A 17,046-nucleotide genomic window follows, 5' to 3' on the forward strand; every position below is an offset into this window, starting at 1 on the left:
ATTCGAGAACGTCACGTACGCGTGTTAGAACAGCTTAAGTCTGAGTGAGGGTTACCAATGGATAATGGACCAGAGCTAATTTCGGCGACGCTGACGGATTGGTGTGAATCCAATAATATTGAACTGGTATATATACAGCTAGGTAAACCGCAGTAAAATGGTTTCGTAGAGCGCTTTAGTGGTTTATTCCGCAGATAGTTTCTTGATGCTTACTTGTTTGAAAATCTTAATCAGGTAAGAGAAATGGTTTGTTCTGGCGACTGAATTATGACGAAGAAAAAACACATGAATTTCATGTTGATATAATCTAACTATAATCATAGTTCGATTAAAAAAATTTGTGAGTGGGTTAATCCCCCCTATCCTCTTCTTTCTTTTTCTATCTTATTCTAATGTGGTTACTTTTGGCACGTTCCGAACGTGGTTGGAATTTTAAGCATATCTATGGAGAATTTCGATTGTGGATGGAGCTAGTTTTATCCATCTGCGTATGGATGGCACCACTTGTGTTTAGCGCGGGCTCCATAGCTTTCGCTTGTCTCTTATTTTTATTATTTTATCGTGTATGGTTAAAAACTTGAGCGTTCGCTTTGTTGAATTGTATAAATTGCAGACTAATCTGAATTTTAGGCACGAGAAAACTCCAGAACAGTGTCTGGATTCCAAACAGTTGTTTTTTTGTCAGTGGTTTTGTGCTTTTTTCATTGCTGCAAGGTAGGACGCGTGTTCCGCTGGCGTAGCATGCTTACCCGGCCTATTTAGTCCCATTGGCTTATTTATTGAATTGAGAGTAACGCCAACAGTTTTTTGTCTCACGTCAAAAAGTCGAGATTTTAGCTGCTTGTACCCTTCCCTGACCCGCTCAGCTAATCTAACTTGTAAAAAAGCGATTCGTTTGCCCTCAAGCTTGAGTGTTACTAGCCCGAGTTCGACAAGTGTATTCACTACCCGCCTTACGGTATTCCTTGACCACTGCATCATTGCTGATAAGTAAGGTACGCTTAGTGACAAGGTCGATTTATCAAATTTGTCTCTGAATTTGATCTTATTGTGAAGGTACCCATGCAAAACTAGCGTTTTATGAAGGTGCCGAGATTGATTGCGCTTCCACTTTTCCCCTTTTTTAGAGGCTTGCAGCGCGTTAACATAAACTTTGAAAAATACATTTTTCAAATTTGGCTTTTTATGTTTACTACTTTTTCTTAGAAAATTTAAGATTTCTGACAATTCAGATGAGAATTCCTGAGCATACTTATGAGTACCAAGTACTAAATAATGTGATATGTCGTCAAAGTAGTTATAACGAAGAGCCTTATTTTTGTCGTCAGGTTTTTCAGCACGTGCTAAAAAGTTCTTCTCGACAAGCTTATCTATTGTTGACCTTATTGTGTTCGCGGAGTATCCAAGATTGTTACAAAGACTTGCTGTGCTACGTTTAAATACTTGTCCCTTTTGTTTATCACAAGCAAAATAAGTAACAAAAGAGAAAACATATGATTCTGTTTCGTTGAGGTGTTCAAAAAGTCCCGTGCTCATGAACACAAATTCTGTGTTTGTTCTCATGTTTTTACCAACAAATCGAGTTATTGTTGATAAAAAACGCCCTAACAGTTGACGTGATCGATCAATCCGCTAGAATTGGATGTGTAACTAGTTCCAAAAAGTTACATCCTAAGACCCGTGCAGTGCGCCAACACTTCACGGGTTTTGTCTTTTCAGCGCTTCTTATCTTCCCAAATAATTTATGTTGCTCTTCAGTGAGCAAGTTAAAGATTCAATATAAGTAAGAGAATGTCTTTAACAGATGTAATCTTTATACGAATGGTTTTAGAGATCAAGTTGGATCGTGATCTATTTTGGATCTTTTATAGATTCGATCCGAATCCTAATCTATTGATTTTCATTACTATAGATTCGATCCGGAAAGTTTTTATCATTAAATTATAAGCTAGCCCTGACTTTTGAAGTGGCTCAAAATATGTAACGCGGACATATCTCGTCTAAAAGCTATAACTGACGAGCCATGTTCTGGTGAATAACCAATATTGATCAGGTAACCTTGAACTGTGGCCCGACCGTATTCGACTACCAATTCACCTTTTCTTGGCTCAGACAAGTGGCACGTCTCAATGATTCTAACAATTTTATTTTTGACAACGTTGTGTATTTTAGCTTTATATTCGGGATCTGCATTCGTGAGTACCATGTTTGAAAACTTGCGCTTAAATTCACTAAGACTAGTCGAAGGAGCTACTGACTCACGAAGCTCGTTCCATGTATACATCTGCTGTGCCTGACGTCCGGTAATGAGATGTTCCCTCGCCCATAGACCAAACAGAATTTCAATCTCATTTTTTGTTGCGAAAATATCACTGTCTATTAACAACATTTCGTTAAGAGATTTTTCAGCTCTCACGGCTGCTATAATATTTTTTACTGTCGATCGCGGAAACTGAACAACTGCAGCTTTCTTTTCTATCTTTTTTTCATCTTCATAGGTAACAAGGGCCTCAAGCCTGAAAAGCTTGTAGTACATCTCAATGTCTTTAATTGTACTGTGGTCTTGTCCATATAAATCGCGCATATCAAACGTGGTTGCTGATATTCGCTGCAAAGATTGAATAGCATTATTCATATAACCACCAGCTGATGCATCTGAAAGCGAAATATCCTTCGCCATTGATATAAGAGGCTCCAGTGGTAGTGTAAATGTTTCTCCAATGGTATCGGCCTGTTCAACTCGTTCAGAAATATGATTTATAAGCCAGGTAATAGCGCCTGCGTAGTAGCTCATATCAGGGAGATAGATAAGCCTCCCCTCTTCTGCGCGTGAGGTAATGGAAATTGGTTTTACTCTTCCATCTACTTTTAGTTTAACGTTGATCGTACCTGCCTTATCTTTACGATTAGTTCGCATGGCTTTGACTAGATATCTAACAATTTGTAGCTCAAGGAAACGCGTTTTATCGTCATATCGGTCAATATCTATAGTTTCAACGGTATTAGATGACACCAACTGATAACTATCTCCGTCCGGTACTGATGAATAGTCTGCCGCTGCTACGGTCTGCCCTTTAGGTATCACTAATGTAAAAATTTTTCCTCTACGACGTCGTATTGGATCAGTCGTAATGAACTCACTTTTTATAAGGTTTGCTTTTTCAAGGATTACCAGATGATGTCGAATATTTGATACTTTTCGATTTATACGTTCAGCGATATATTGGAAACTTGCAATGCGTTCTTCGATATCTTGTATTGCAATAAAGATGTCAGAAATCACTGCTATTGTGATTGGTGAAATAGATAATGCACCACATAAGCGGAGGTAAAGTTTTAAATCGAGAGATTCAGGGGCGTCAACCAGAGGCGCTTTAAATCCATATTTTTCTGACAAGTCAAAAAGCTCTCGCACAATAATTTTCCCCGTTATTATAGATTGCAGTTATTTCGTTGATTCGATCCTGAGATTACCCAACTATCTTAATCAAGTCCATTTTTAAGGTTGTATTCAAATGTATGTTCAAAGGAAGTAAAATCTTCAATAGGTTCAGGTGAACCTGATATGAATTTTTATCTCGCAAGAGCTTGCCAGTAAAAGCTTTCAAGAAGTTTTCAATTAACAAATTAAATACTGAATTTAGTAGATTTTTTGTCATTAAAATACTGATTTTCTGTGATGATGCGTCAAGAATAATTACAAACTTTTTATCCTCTATTTATCTATCGAATACGTTTTTTTACTTAAAATCTTTTATATTGGGTTCATGTGAACCTGATAGGTATAAACACCTCTCAACCCCCGACCATTAAAGGCTTTCAGTTAGGTATTAATTATTGAACGAAATAACCTAAACATCCTTTTTAAATAGATTTTTAAAGATTCGATCCGAGACATTAAAAGATTAGGATGTCAGACTAAAGTTATGTGCTGATACAAGGTAAAGACGATGAATACAGACGAAATGTACAATGGGCTGCGCGTGCTTTCTAGTTACCATAGAAAAGGAGGCGTTGGAAAAACGTTTCTTGCATCAACAATAGCGTATCTGTTAGCAACCGGCGGCCCAGATGGAAATGGGATAAAGCGTCGTGTTTTGGTACTGGATTATGATTCACAGCAAGATTCGTCTAAAGCATTCTTAAAAATGGATGCTATTCCAGGTGATGATGAATACGCTGCTCCCCTACACCCAGAATTAGAAGAGATTGATGATCCAGAATGGAGTGGTCGAAATACTTCTACTGATATTTTGTTTGACTCACCAGTATATGAATACCCGACAGCTTTTGAGAACATCAAAGTGTTACCATCCGAAGGTAATGTTGATCGTGTGCTAGCTCTGACACCGCAAGCGGACAGACTGGTTTCAAAAATTTCGACACATATGCACGATTGGTTTTCAATTCCAGAATTGGCCGAAGATTACGACATTGTTATTGTTGATAACCCGCCAAGTAAGTCACCTGTTAGTGCTGGTATGTTGGGTGCTGCTACTCATGTGATAATTCCAACTGAGCCTGAATACGACTCTATAGATGGTGTACCTATGTTGCTTAATCGCGTAGACCGAATTAATGAAGACCGACAAAGAGCACCACTGAAGATTGTCGGTGTTGTTCCAAATAAAGTTCCAAGCAAATCACGTCTTACTCAGAAAGATGAAGTGGCACTTGCTAAACTTTATGACAAAAATGGTCCTACTGGAAAATATATGACGCGCTTTTGGCTTCAGCAACGTAATTGCTATCGCGTTATGGAACGTCCATCTGTTGATGAGTCACATTTTAATTATGTACATAATCACCACGCGCAAAAAGAAATGCAGAAGCTTTATGAACTGATTGAAGGCAGTTTATGGGGGAATGAATAATGAACAGTCCTAAAAAGGCAAGACGTAGAACAGTCGGAAAAGTTAATTCTCAAGAAGATTTAATAAGCCAATTTGAGTCAGGTGAAGGCGTATCTAAAAAATCTCAACAGATGTTGGATGACCTCAAAGCAAGGGACAAATCCAAGGAAAGCGAAGTACATGACGATCCTATCTTCAAGACGTCCTCTGAATTAGATAGAGTGCTGGTGGATTATATACAACCGCAGTCAGATAATTCCCGATACTTACCTGTTACGTTTGCACAAAAATCAGATGATGAGTCCATCGCAGCTTTGAGCAATTGTGTTGTCTGTGAAAAGGGGGTGCTTGAGAACCGATTATCAAAAGATAACCCTCGTTATGACGCCGTCAGTTTAGAAATAGAAGAAATAAAAAATTTAGCTGAGACCTTAAAGCACAGTGAACTAGTTCATCCAATTTCTGTGTGGAGAAAAAATATGACTGACTATCCTATTGTAGCTGGTCATAGACGTTTCTATGCAATTCGTTTTCTTTATGGTGGTTTGATAAAGGTTAAAGTCAAAATCTATGCTGAAAAACCACGAAACCTTAATGTGCTCCGTCACATTGAGAATTTCTCCCGCTCTGATCTGACTCCACCTGACGCGCTAAACAGTTATGCAAAAGCAGTTCGCGAACTTGAAAGTTTAGAAGGAGCAAAGATGCAGACCGAACGAACTTCTTTGGTAACGTCATATTTAGGCATTAGTCGTCCTTCCTATTATCGATACGATAAGCTTTATGAGCATTTTGAAATTGTTTATAAACTACTTGAAAACAAAGTTGTAACAAGTCTTATAGCGCTATATGAAGAGATTAAGAAAGCGGAAAAATATAACGATGTCGAGCGATACCTAAATAGATTGGCAGATGTCGGAAAATTTAAAAAATATATACCTTCTAACATATCCAAAAAACCTGGTAGGGCGAAGCAGTACATTACAATGCCAAAAGTGAAAGTTACTCAAACTTCAGCAATTCGTCGGTTATTAACAGAGGATGTTACAAAGCTCGATATAGGTATTGATTGGGAAAATGTTAACTTTGACGATGCTGCGGCATTAGAAAAGGTATTAAAGTCTTTACTTGTATCACTGTCAAAATGACGCATTTCGGTTCAAGTGAAATTTAGTAATTTTCTGGCGCTGCAGGCTAATATTTACGAGGCTTGCAGCATTTTTTAATTTAAAATTAAATTGGGGGAGAAATTAAAGATTTTATATGAGCCCCAGATTCGATCCGACACTTTTTATCTCCATTTTTACCTAACTTTGGTATTCAATTAAAACAATGGCAGCAAATGATGGTTGAAAAGTGGATTACAAGGGGATTTATTCAGGCGTCTAGATACGCGAGTATTAGCGCTAAATCTATCCAACACCTTTCTCGCGTCTATGTTCTTCTATCTATAATAAGTTCTAATGATTACAACAATATTGCTTGCTATACGCTCACAAACTTTGTGCTGACCAAAAGCTTCTCTATAATTTTCAATTGCCTCGGATGGGAAATAATATCTATGTTGACCTTAAAGGGTAAAGCTTTGTCTAACGAGGCATTCGCATTGTGATCTTGCGTAAGTCGAATTCGTCTTTTTTTATCAGAAAACGTTAATTCCTCAGTTGTCACTACCACAGGCAGACCTAATTTAAGCGCAAAGCTAATTGCGTGAGAGTCGACTAAGCCCCTATCGAAAATAAGAACATCAAACTGATGATGACCTATAAGTAACATGTCCATGAGGTTACCGTTTTTAATCAGGATCGCATCGCATTCGGTATAAAGGTGAGAATAGGGAGAAATGGCATACTGCATAAAAGCAAAGAACTCTTGCTTTGCAGTAGTGGGCATAATATTGATGAAACCAGACTCCATCATCGAAAGGAGGCCTTCTCTTACGCTGTTATGGAATTGGACAGCACTTTTCGCACTATTTTTAAACTGCTGATTTGTAATAAGCTTAGAAAGTGCTCTTACTTCAAATGAATCTCGAATAAAGCTAGGCAGTCCCTCGAACGCCGTGGCAGTTAATGTGTCCCATCGATTGAAAAAATCATCAATGTCGATGTTATCTGCAGGCACTGGTAACGGTTTATGACACTTGAGCGAATATTCGTCTCGGACAATCAGCGTTTCATCATTTGTATAGGCTTTTATCACTACTTTTTATTCACCGCTTGAAAACAATATCGTTAATGTATTAAGTATGAAAAACACGTTTTGATAATTGGTACATTAACGATAAATGAGTAAGGTTGAAGAGCAGCAGGTGGACTGATGCTCAATAGTTCAAAAGCGAGTACCGCTCGAACTCCGGTTGAAAAAAGGAATATTAGTTATCACTCAGTTCGTAAAGTGTTGTATCAAAGGTGCACAACGGTTTTGTTTGTTCAGGGGGGGAGGGTGACAACCAACTAAGAGATGAACTGCTTCTGGTAATATTTAGAGTGGTTATTATTAGGCAAACTCCGAACACTATAGCCAAAAAAAGTTTCGTATAGACCATTATCAGGGCTACTTTACCAGCTTCTTTGGCAGAAACTTTACCGACCACGGTTAATTTGTGAGTTGAATTAAGTTTCATGATAACCCCTTATCTTCAGGCGCAATATGTGCGAAAAAAATCATAAGGTGGTCATTAAAAGCGTAGACCAATGCAAGTAAGATTGAAATCAAATTGCTTTTTTTAGTGCGAATCGATGGATTCAATGAAGTGCTAAAAATGCATTTAAAAACAATGAAGTAGGAATTTTTACGTTTCAGAGATAATCACTTTACTACGCTAATTATCACTAATAAAAAATAGAGAATCTGTTCTATGTGATTGATACAAAGTGTTTTTTAGACTGTTAATTAAAGAAGTTTTATAGCATGGTTAATTTCATCACAGAGTTTAACTTTAGATGATTTGCCGCCTCCAACCGGCCCTATTAAATAAAAGTGTGGTTAACTTTGTCTTAGGCGCGTTTCCTTCTTCTATTAGTGAGAAATAGACAATAATTGTCATGGTTCTCCCTTGGCGAACGGCTTTCGAACTAACTGCAATACATTAGTAAGGGCCAGGAACGTGATGAGCACCAAGAATAGAACAGACAATGTGGCTGGAATGTAATGAAACTCATATTCTCCGACAATGTTGTTGAAGTGCCATAAGAAAAAAAGTACGACTAATGGAGTTAATGTTGCAGATACATAGCCCACAATAGCACATGCCGCCTCGATCATACGGCTGGCTTTACTGGCGAGGCTATTATTTGGGGAAAAGACTTTCCAACTGGTCAACGAAAAGCGTTCAAAATCCGCTCGCTGGATAGAGGCATTTATTAATCGTAATTGAATGTTTAAGTACGTTAAAAGAATAGCGACCAGGGCTAATATATACAGGTACGCTTTTTCTATTTCCATGGAGACGTTGAAAACCGGTAAAGAGACTTCGCCTTTAAAAAGCTGGCGGACCGTATCTAAAGTAATTAGCCTTAAATCTTGAATGTCTAAGCCATAATTGACGTGAAAACTATTGGCTTTTCCTTCTACAAACTCTGCTCGTTTCCAGTTGTCTCGGGGAGAAATGATTTGAAAATCACTGATCGTGCGACGCAATTCAACGAAAAACGCAGAAAACTCTTTTTCGTCAATCGGTATTGTGTCATAGCTTACTAACACTTCACTTTTTGATTCAATAAAAACAACTCTGTCAATTTCGGGATCAGAAAAAAAAAGAATTGCGAAGTGTGGTTATTACCTGAGTTACCTTTGACGAAATCTGAGGGGTTTACAACCTGAAATCGATGTAACTCCAGTCTAATGTGACCTCTAACAGACTGTCTTTCTTCAGCGTATCAACAGTCCATCCAACTGTTTGTAGGATTTCAGATGCTGTCGGGTTTTGCTGAAGATTGCTGAGGTTTTTTTTTACGTCTTGGTAGGAATAAATACTATCGTCCGGCTCAACTTTTGGTATGACCTTGGAATCTTCCTTTAACGCCTCGAAAATCCAAAAACTCCATAGTACATTGTACTTTTCTATATTTGCTTTAAAGGTGCTGTTTAGATTGAACGTAAAGACAAGCAACAATATGAGAAGAATAGCAGTCTGCCTAGCTGACTTTATCTTGTCTTCCATGAGATTAGCCTTCATTTGTGCGTATAAATAATAAACAGTTTTAGTACCATATCGTACGGAATAAATATTGTACATTGGTAAATCTCAGGGAAACTCTAGCGCGTGATCGTAAAAGAGGATGTTAACAGTACTCATTCTCTTCGTAAGTTCACAATGGAAGATTGAAACACTGATTTCTCTATGTGCAGAAAAATAGCTGTCGACCATGAATACTGTCTATTTATTTTACATTCGTTTCATATCAATTAAGTCCAATTCGTTGTAGCTCACAATACATAAGGCAAGGCACATATTTTGCTAATGTTTCACTGCTCTGGAAAAGGAAAACAGCATGAAGCATATTCTTACCACCATACTATTGCTATCAATCAGTAAGGCAGCATTCGCCGACATTATAAAATATGAGTATTCACTCAACTATACTGGCTATGAATACTACGGTGTAAGTTATCTCGATGAGTTACAGATTGCCTCTGAACTCGATGATCTGAACACCAATCCGATTGAAGTCTCATTTACCTATGATGATACACTCATGTATTACTCATATTGGCTCGATGGTGAAAATAGAGTAGGGCAGTTCGGAGGTGGAGATGATACCTTATGGTCTCGTTCAGGACCTTCAAGGGGAGATAATTATTTTGACTTTACAGCATTTAATATTTCTCGAGTGCATTCACTACTGGAAGGTCTGATTGTTAGAATGCCGGAGATAACGACCACGAATTATTTAAGCGGTTCTAGTGCTTACACATTGACAAATCCTAGTGTCGATTTATTTACAATAGAAAGGGATTATTATTCATTTTCATTAGAAGACAGTACTAGCCAACAAGCGAGTCGCGTTGTATTTTATCTGAATGAAAGCTCGCAACTGGCTGTTGATTTTGAAAGCAGTCTAGTCTCAAGAACCGTTACGCCATCACAATCCGATGTATCTGTTCCTGAGCCACAAACGGGTATAATCCTGGCAATGGGTGTAATGCTGTTGTTATTACGGCGCCGCCGCTAATAAATATATTCACTAGGGCGTTTCTCTGTTTACCAATGAGGGCAACGCCCAGCAAACGTCATCAGATTTCACGTACGAGCGCCTATCTGGGTTCAATTAATGCAGCACGCCTTCAATAGTTATCAAGTCACTATACGAAAAGCAAAAAAGCGAACATCAATCTAAAGCGTCTATTCGGTTCCAGGTTTTTCGACGTGATAATCCCAGTTTTTCAACCAATAGATCAATAATACCAAAGTGGCCACAATAATGGCTGCGCGAGCTAAGAGGTCCATGTCGGTGAATGAGACCACTAACGTCCGAACAATAATGAAAATAGTGGTACCGATAATCCATTTTAATTTTACAAATTCATCATATGGGCAAACCTTAAAGCCTTTAACATCTTTAAGCAGATGGTTGTAGAAACGGTTAGCAAAAAAGTAGCACAAGTGTCCGATGTAGAGACCCGTATAAGTGATGCTTGAATCCCCATATTCATCACGCAACTGTTTGGCGCTTGAGGAAGAAAAGGTCTCTAGCCCAATTTGATAAAGTAAAAAAGTAAGTGCACCGAACAGTGATGCGAATAACAGAGAAGATAGTTTAAATGCTCGATTTTTAGCGATTTCTAGCGCATTTTGTTCGTTGTAATCCATAACCAATACCACAATTTTAATGTTACAGCGGTGATATTATTTTTAAATTTTTTGATATTTTCAATATGTGTAAATCGTTGATGAAGATAATTTCATAAGGCTGAAGGTACGATACCACCGGCGACTATGAAATCGATAAATTAGAAAAAAATCACTGAATTAATACTCCTGACTTCCGGAAATTTCACGTAGAAACATCTACTATCTCAACAAATTCTGGGGCTATGCCTGCTCACCAACACAAACGCACAACACCGAAAACAACGATACCAATCATTAATTACAGACCACCTTCAAACAGGTATTCCAAAGAAGGCGTCCCTCATCCACCACCGAGGTGCCCCTCTTGCTCAACTCGCGCGCGCCTTCGGCTGGTTTGTTAGGGCGGGGTTGCAGGGTAGATGCCACTTTGTGGTGTCCGCGGATGGGTTTTAATGGTGTTTTTATGTGAAGGTGGTCTGTAAATCTAATACAATAGAGGTAATGTTAATTGATAAGAGGATGTGGTGATGGTGAATGATTTTGCGCGCTTTAACGGTTTGCTCACGACTTTGGATGAGTTGTATGAGTCGCTTTATAGTGCCATGCGGTTAGCACCTACTGCTTATTTTGCCAATATTGATGACATCACTAAAGAGGACTTTAAAGCGTTCTCTGCCGGTGAGCTAATGCTTGGCCACCGCGATATGTTCAATGTTCAGGCGCAGATGCGTTGTCTTAATGCCTTAAAGTGCTTCCATCGTCCTTCTCATGATATTTCAGGCCGGGTGGCGGGCAAGTACCCTGGCATCCTTTTGCTTGAGAACCATGACGACGTCATTGATACTATCGCTGCCATTAACAGTACCAAAACCGCTATCAAGCATTGCGTGCAGGATAGAAAGCCTGATGGCTCACACGGGCGCAATCATTTGCAGAAGCACGAGTTCTTACATCAACACCGTGGCGCCGAAATTATCTCCTATCAGCTGTATCGGCATATCGATGTCATTAACTGTCGCCCTGATACGGATACCGCGCTTAAAAGTGTGAATTTCTATTGGGCTTACAAGAATGCTGACCAAAGGCTAACGCCTGAGCGCGCTGTGTTGTATCTGTATAACAGCAAGTCTGGTCTCAATGATACACAACTAAACGAGATAAAAGCGCGTATCATGGGCACACAGCACACCAACCGCTTTTATATACGCAAAACTCGCAATGCGTCGGTGAATTTGTCGCTGTATTACGGGGCAGCACAGGGTAAGCCGGTGGTAAATACTATCAACGCCGCACAGCCCGTTATTTTGTGTAATTACGAGGATGTGCCCACTATTCGTCCATTAAGCGCCCATGTGCCGCAAAAACGTAAAGCAAATAGGCAAGGGCATGCGTGGGAGTGCTTGAATGAAGCCATCAACCTCTATACGAGGCCGATTAGCGAGGCAGACAATAAACGTGAAGCTCATTTAGCGAAAATCTAACCTTGTTAGGGTAACGCGATGGGCGAATGTTGTTGTCTTACTGCTGTGTTTGTACTTCTCACTCCGCTTTGTTGACGAGGTGTTTAAGGTGCTGCCTCAGTTCGGGAAATTCCGTCCTGGCCTCATCTAAATAATCGTCATAATACGGTGTAGCCGGGTATCGCCGACAATTTGCAGCCAATTGCTGTGCTAATAAGCTTTCTAACTCCTGAGGCGTTTTCCCCTTCATCGTCCAGCGTCTCGATTCTTTATACAAGAGGTCACTGTTCTCTTTGATCAAGTTCACCGCCGCCCTAAAAAGTGAAGCACCAGATACTTCACGCACTTCATCACTAGGAAGGAGCAATGAAAAATTAGCGATGGGAGGCACATCATCTTTCAATTCTACTGTAAAGTTATCACTGTATTCGCTATGAAGCGCCAAACCACTTGCAGGACTCTTAATGGGTACTTTCGAGATGATATCGTTAAAGAAGATATCATTAATCAATCCAAACTTTGTCTTTGGACGGCTAATATACACTTCTGCAATGACATCCCCCTTTTTTACCCAGCTGTACTTGTTCGGCTTATAACTTACTGTGTCGGTACCACCAGCGTGGGTGAATACGCTACCTATCAGGCTTGGCATAACAAGCACTTCAGTGCCAAAAGTAACGCCATTAGGTATAACGCCGCTCTCTCGTTTATCTTGCATCACAGAAGGACTCTCCCTCTAATATGTTTTAGACCTGTACCAAGCGTTCAATTACGTAAATCGGCAAACAACGAATTGGCCAAGGAACGGCTACTCACCAAATAACCATTAGGTTTCGGTGACTCCCATTTATTACATCTGTCACGTCTGCAGGTACTACGACTCACACGTTCATCCACGCAGTACTTCTGTGGCGCTCGCTTTTCAGGAAAGGAAGGTATTTTTTTATAGACAGGGTATTTCTTGTTACCGATGACAACGACGGTGGGCTCATAAGGGAAACCCCAGCTGAATTCTTCAAAAGCATTACAGTGAGGCAAATGGGGGCGGATTTGATAGTCTTCTGTATAGAATTGCTGTGTTGTCGTAGACCACCATCCTCTTGCTATCAAAAGCCCTTTGGTATAGTACCGAGGGGTACTATGTAGATATTAGTTCTGACTTTAAGTTTATCTGCCAGGTAGAGTTGTTAGATGGGCTTGCAAAACTTAACAACGCTGCGGTTGTACTTAGTGTTGTGCTTGCACTTGGGCTTACAAATTTTCTTGTTTCTCAAGCTAAGAAATTGATGGAAAATCTACGTCAGATAGATGTTCTCTTGGAGTTCGGTCTCTGTGACCACCATGGAAAGGCTGCTCTAGAATGGATGTATAACAATTTAGACGCAGCCTACAAGATAATGGTTAATTGACGTAGCCGATTGGTAAAAAGCTTCAGTGACAGCACTAATATCGGGTCACCTAGCTGCGATAGTAAACACCCTGCTAATCGGTTTGATTTTTCTGAACAACATTTTATTGGGCAAACTCTTGACACTCCAACAGTATCAACTTGGGTTCGTTTTGATAGCAGTTTAGTGACATAGTTGTTAGCTGCTTTTTCCAGGATAGATCTTGGTAGACTCCTGCGCAATCCGTTTTTCGAAAAATAGCATTTTGGCTTTTTATAAACATACACAATGGCACTGATATTTGTGGCGTCACCGTCCGAGCGTGTGGGAAAATTTCAAACGATGCGAATGAAATAGTCCTAAGTGTGATTGGCCACAATGAGTCAATGATGACGACTATTATAGCAGCTGAAACAACACGACAGATGTGCGTTTTCCATCTGGCTCCAGGTGTTTTTCACTGTGAGCAGGTTATCATTCTTTATCCAATAATTGAGGAACTGAAAAATGAGTTTCCCAATTTGGTAGTGAGGCTCTAGGCTTGGTTTTTTCCGAAGGTATTAATCAACTTATTCCGAACTGTTAGATCAATCGTTGATACACACAAGTTAAGCCTATACCAGCAACTGTATTAAGATTAATGATGAAATGTCCAGTTTTATGAAGCAGGTGTTGGAAAGTGCAAACATGACAAATGAGGGGAAGTGGCCGATACATCAGCTTCAGAAAGTGACCACCTGTTTAGATTCCAGGACGAAGTTTGATTGATTATTTGTGGAATGAAACAACAAATACGGTTAAGTTGTCATCTGAGCTAACCGTTAGTTTAGCTCCGTTCATGTGAAGCAATGAACGAGCGATAGTCAATCCTAAACCAACGCCTTGACCATGATTTTTTCGTGAAGGGTCTGCTCTAAAAAAGCGATCAAAAAGTCTCTGAAGATGGTCATCAGAGATTTTCGGGCCTGGATTTGAAACGGTAATTTTTGTATGTTCATCGTTGGTAGATACTGCTACCTTAACAATCGCGTTTTCGAAGGAATATCGAATTGCGTTTGATAATAGATTACTCATAGCTTGTCGAAACATGGACCTATCGCAATCAATTGTGGCATCGGCCCCTCGGATGCGAATTTGAATTTGTCTTTCTTCTGCCAGTAGTTCAAAATACTCAACTAATTCTTGAAGCTCTGCTCGGCAATTTAGTCGCTCTAACTGTGGCTTGACGAGTCCATGTTCCGTTTTGGCTAGAAGTAACATGTCACTGACCATCTTGGTCATACGTTCGTATTCTTCCAAATTAGAATATAAAATATCAACATATTCACTTTCAGTGCGCGGTTGATTCAGAATAACCTGCGTTTGAGTTGTCAGGTTTGTGACCGGTGTTCTCAATTCATGCGCAATGTCCGCAGAAAAATATGAAAGTTGCTCAAAGCCAGCTTCGAGTCGTTCAATCATAGCATTAAACGACCCCACTAATCCTGCGAGCTCGACCGGTACCTCTAAAGGATTTAGTCGGATATCGAGCTTGTCAGCAGTAATAGAACCTATTTTTCTACTCAGTTTTCGTAGCGGCGAGTGGCCTCGATACACAGCAAAACGTGCCACTATTATCGTGATCAAACCAGACACGAAAATAATGCCCCATAACGTCTTTTCAAAGTCTTCCATGTAATTCATGTGAAATTCCATGTTGGAGGCTACCACAACACGGTATGTAGACTTATTCTGACCAGTGCTGACGGTCACGAGAGCTTCAGTTGCTCGCAACATATGGGATCCATCAAAAAAAAGTGTCAACATATCAGGCGTTATGAGATCGTTGTCAAACAATTGACCGGGGTATTTGTGCAAGTTAACGCCTTTACTCGAAAATACGGATTCTCCATCTTCATTTTGCACAAGGTAATAGACTCCATGATGACCAGACACTGCTTCAACGAGGATACTCGAAGGTGCCACCTTTTCAGTGTATGCTTCGCTAAGCTTTCGTTTTACAGCATGGAATACCTCATTTAATTCATCAGCATCCTGTTCAGCAAAATGCGTTGCAATTGATTGTTGAACGATTAAGCTGATTATTGTAAGGCACACAAATACGGTAATGCCAACAAGTATAGTGACTCTAAACGCAAGAGAGTTTGGCCGTTTTAGTTTATTCGTTACTATCATCTACACTCATTTTATAGCCCATCCCCCTGACAGTTTGAATTAGCTTTACAGGAAAGTCATCATCAATTTTTGCACGCAATCTTCGGATAGCGACATCAATGACATTCGTGTCACTGTCAAAATTCATGTCCCATACCTGAGAGGCGATCAAAGAACGAGGCAATACTTCACCTTGACGTCTGACCATTAGTTCAAGCAATGTAAACTCTTTAGTCGTCAGATTGATTACTTTGCCACCGCGCTTCGCAACGCGAGAAGGGATATCAAGCTCCAAATCTGCAATGTGTAACGTGTTGTTAGGGACAGAAGTCCCTCTCCTGATCAAGGTGCGCACTCTTGCGAGGAGTTCCGCGAAAGCAAACGGTTTAACCAAATAATCGTCTGCGCCTAACTCAAGTCCTTTGACTCTGTCATTAACGTGATCGCGAGCGGTTAAAAAAAGAACGGGTGTAAATTTACCAGTCTCTCTCAATGAAGACAGGATTTTCCAACCTTCTATGTCGGGCAGCATTACATCGAGTACGATTAATTCATAATCACCAATCATCGATTTGTGGTGACCATCCAGGCCAGTCCTTACTAATTCTACAACAAAGCCGGATTCAATTAGCCCTTGTTTGATGTAATCGCCCGTTTTTACTTCGTCTTCGACTACAAGTATTTTCATGGTATGTGATTAACCTGCTGCATAGCTTTAATTCAATGGAGTAAGCCTGTTGAATACACCGCAATCGTAAAATGCTGTTAGTATACTAATAATAAAACGTATGCCAGCAACCAACAGAGTATTCAATATACTAATGAGCGCACCACATCGTAGCTCGAAGTCGCAAATATTCAACTAAAAATACACTTTCGCTATCAATATCGCTCATGATTACAAAATTGTAATGTCAAGGTAATCTGTCTGTCAGGGCCATTTGATATTCTCATTGCCGTAGCTAATCCGTGAAAACGCGTTTCATTAAAGGAGTCAGGTTTAAGTGAAACTTTCATTCGTCAAATACCTCGTTGTTATCGCTTTGTTGAGCGTGCAAGTAAGCGGGTCTTTCGCGAGTGTAGCTGTGCCATGTGCAAGCGATATGGTGCATGAAATAGATAACAGAATCGGTCATCACATGGACCACTCAACACATGATGTATCAGAGAATTGTTGCAATCAAGATTGCTGTTGTCCCATGGCTGCCTTTCAGCTCGGCATGTTGGCTGGGGCGAATCTCGAAACATCAAAACTGTTGAACACCCCAGTCCTAACCAGACAAGCAAGGCTGCATAAAGTCTTTATCGCTATACATTTACGCCCCCCAAAATACTCTCTCGTGTAATCAGGTTAGTCGATGTAAAGACTAACAGTTACTGCACGTGATGTTTCC

At 39.9% G+C, this 17,046-nt stretch carries 13 protein-coding genes and 1 pseudogene; 5 read left to right on the top strand and 9 right to left on the bottom strand.

Features of this window, described 5'->3' with window-relative positions; genetic code table 11:
- Positions 1 to 9 precede the first annotated feature (9 nt).
- Positions 10 to 311, top strand: a pseudogene (locus V7R35_RS16215) (integrase core domain-containing protein); the annotation flags it as partial.
- Positions 312 to 681: 370 nt separating this feature from the next.
- On the opposite strand, the gene V7R35_RS16220 reads toward V7R35_RS16215, so the two are convergent.
- Positions 682 to 1,563 (bottom strand): hypothetical protein, encoded by an 882-nt coding sequence (locus V7R35_RS16220; protein WP_145912157.1) that lies wholly within the window; start codon positions 1,561 to 1,563, stop codon positions 682 to 684.
- A gap of 385 nt (positions 1,564 to 1,948) precedes the next feature.
- On the bottom strand, positions 1,949 to 3,415 hold the full coding sequence (locus V7R35_RS16225) for a helix-turn-helix domain-containing protein (protein WP_156087450.1): 1,467 nt from the start codon (positions 3,413 to 3,415) through the stop codon (positions 1,949 to 1,951).
- Positions 3,416 to 3,950: 535 nt separating this feature from the next.
- Between V7R35_RS16225 and V7R35_RS16230 the strand changes: the two genes are divergently transcribed.
- Positions 3,951 to 4,874 (top strand): ParA family protein, encoded by a 924-nt coding sequence (locus V7R35_RS16230; RefSeq protein WP_156079154.1) that lies wholly within the window; start codon positions 3,951 to 3,953, stop codon positions 4,872 to 4,874.
- Positions 4,874 to 6,001 (top strand): ParB/RepB/Spo0J family partition protein, encoded by a 1,128-nt coding sequence (locus V7R35_RS16235; protein ID WP_061487048.1) that lies wholly within the window; start codon positions 4,874 to 4,876, stop codon positions 5,999 to 6,001. The genes V7R35_RS16230 and V7R35_RS16235 overlap by 1 nt, the downstream gene beginning before the upstream one ends.
- Before the next feature lie 337 nt (positions 6,002 to 6,338).
- On the opposite strand, the gene V7R35_RS16240 is transcribed toward V7R35_RS16235, so the two are convergent.
- The 3 genes from V7R35_RS16240 to V7R35_RS16250 all read right to left on the bottom strand — a co-directional run bounded on the left by V7R35_RS16240 (position 6,339) and on the right by V7R35_RS16250 (position 9,018).
- The gene (locus tag V7R35_RS16240) at positions 6,339 to 7,055 is read right to left on the bottom strand and encodes a hypothetical protein (RefSeq protein WP_156087388.1); all 717 of its coding nucleotides are present in this window, start codon (positions 7,053 to 7,055) and stop codon (positions 6,339 to 6,341) included.
- An 843-nt stretch (positions 7,056 to 7,898) separates the two neighbouring features.
- Positions 7,899 to 8,558, bottom strand: a complete 660-nt coding sequence (locus V7R35_RS16245; protein WP_061487045.1) for a hypothetical protein — start codon at positions 8,556 to 8,558, stop codon at positions 7,899 to 7,901.
- A gap of 109 nt (positions 8,559 to 8,667) precedes the next feature.
- A complete protein-coding gene (locus V7R35_RS16250) occupies positions 8,668 to 9,018 on the bottom strand; it encodes a hypothetical protein (protein ID WP_156079156.1) in 351 nt (116 codons plus the stop codon).
- A gap of 331 nt (positions 9,019 to 9,349) precedes the next feature.
- Between V7R35_RS16250 and V7R35_RS16255 the strand changes: the two genes are divergently transcribed.
- Positions 9,350 to 10,030 (top strand): PEP-CTERM sorting domain-containing protein, encoded by a 681-nt coding sequence (locus V7R35_RS16255; protein WP_061487043.1) that lies wholly within the window; start codon positions 9,350 to 9,352, stop codon positions 10,028 to 10,030.
- Between the two features lie 170 nt (positions 10,031 to 10,200).
- Here V7R35_RS16255 and V7R35_RS16260 read toward each other — a convergent pair whose 3' ends face one another.
- Positions 10,201 to 10,668, bottom strand: a complete 468-nt coding sequence (locus V7R35_RS16260; RefSeq protein WP_061487042.1) for a hypothetical protein — start codon at positions 10,666 to 10,668, stop codon at positions 10,201 to 10,203.
- A gap of 509 nt (positions 10,669 to 11,177) precedes the next feature.
- Here V7R35_RS16260 and V7R35_RS16265 point away from each other — a divergent pair.
- A complete protein-coding gene (locus V7R35_RS16265) occupies positions 11,178 to 12,131 on the top strand; it encodes a DNA replication terminus site-binding protein (RefSeq protein ID WP_156087389.1) in 954 nt (317 codons plus the stop codon).
- A gap of 58 nt (positions 12,132 to 12,189) precedes the next feature.
- Here V7R35_RS16265 and V7R35_RS16270 read toward each other — a convergent pair whose 3' ends face one another.
- The 3 genes from V7R35_RS16270 to V7R35_RS16280 form a co-directional block, all read right to left on the bottom strand.
- Entirely contained in the window at positions 12,190 to 12,828 is a 639-nt protein-coding gene (locus V7R35_RS16270; RefSeq protein WP_061487040.1) for a hypothetical protein, read from the bottom strand.
- 1,438 nt (positions 12,829 to 14,266) lie between these two features.
- Positions 14,267 to 15,673: a heavy metal sensor histidine kinase gene (locus tag V7R35_RS16275; protein ID WP_334015965.1), complete on the bottom strand. Its 1,407-nt coding sequence runs from the start codon at positions 15,671 to 15,673 to the stop codon at positions 14,267 to 14,269.
- A complete protein-coding gene (locus V7R35_RS16280; RefSeq protein ID WP_020742690.1) occupies positions 15,657 to 16,340 on the bottom strand; it encodes a heavy metal response regulator transcription factor in 684 nt (227 codons plus the stop codon). The genes V7R35_RS16275 and V7R35_RS16280 overlap by 17 nt, the downstream gene beginning before the upstream one ends.
- Positions 16,341 to 17,046: the final 706 nt, after the last annotated feature.

It is taken from the genome of Alteromonas sp. S167 (assembly GCF_036864375.1).
Taxonomy (GTDB): Bacteria; Pseudomonadota; Gammaproteobacteria; order Enterobacterales; family Alteromonadaceae; genus Alteromonas.

Bases quoted from the DNA above. Each gene is read 5' to 3' on its own strand.
- V7R35_RS16220 (WP_145912157.1), bottom strand. From the start codon at position 1,563: ATGAGAACAAACACAGAATTTGTGTTCATGAGCACGGGACTTTTTGAA.
- V7R35_RS16230 (WP_156079154.1), top strand. From the start codon at position 3,951: ATGAATACAGACGAAATGTACAATGGGCTGCGCGTGCTTTCTAGTTAC.
- V7R35_RS16235 (WP_061487048.1), top strand. From the start codon at position 4,874: ATGAACAGTCCTAAAAAGGCAAGACGTAGAACAGTCGGAAAAGTTAAT.
- V7R35_RS16250 (WP_156079156.1), bottom strand. From the start codon at position 9,018: ATGGAAGACAAGATAAAGTCAGCTAGGCAGACTGCTATTCTTCTCATA.
- V7R35_RS16255 (WP_061487043.1), top strand. From the start codon at position 9,350: ATGAAGCATATTCTTACCACCATACTATTGCTATCAATCAGTAAGGCA.
- V7R35_RS16260 (WP_061487042.1), bottom strand. From the start codon at position 10,668: ATGGATTACAACGAACAAAATGCGCTAGAAATCGCTAAAAATCGAGCA.
- V7R35_RS16265 (WP_156087389.1), top strand. From the start codon at position 11,178: ATGGTGAATGATTTTGCGCGCTTTAACGGTTTGCTCACGACTTTGGAT.
- V7R35_RS16270 (WP_061487040.1), bottom strand. From the start codon at position 12,828: ATGCAAGATAAACGAGAGAGCGGCGTTATACCTAATGGCGTTACTTTT.
- V7R35_RS16275 (WP_334015965.1), bottom strand. From the start codon at position 15,673: ATGATAGTAACGAATAAACTAAAACGGCCAAACTCTCTTGCGTTTAGA.
- V7R35_RS16280 (WP_020742690.1), bottom strand. From the start codon at position 16,340: ATGAAAATACTTGTAGTCGAAGACGAAGTAAAAACGGGCGATTACATC.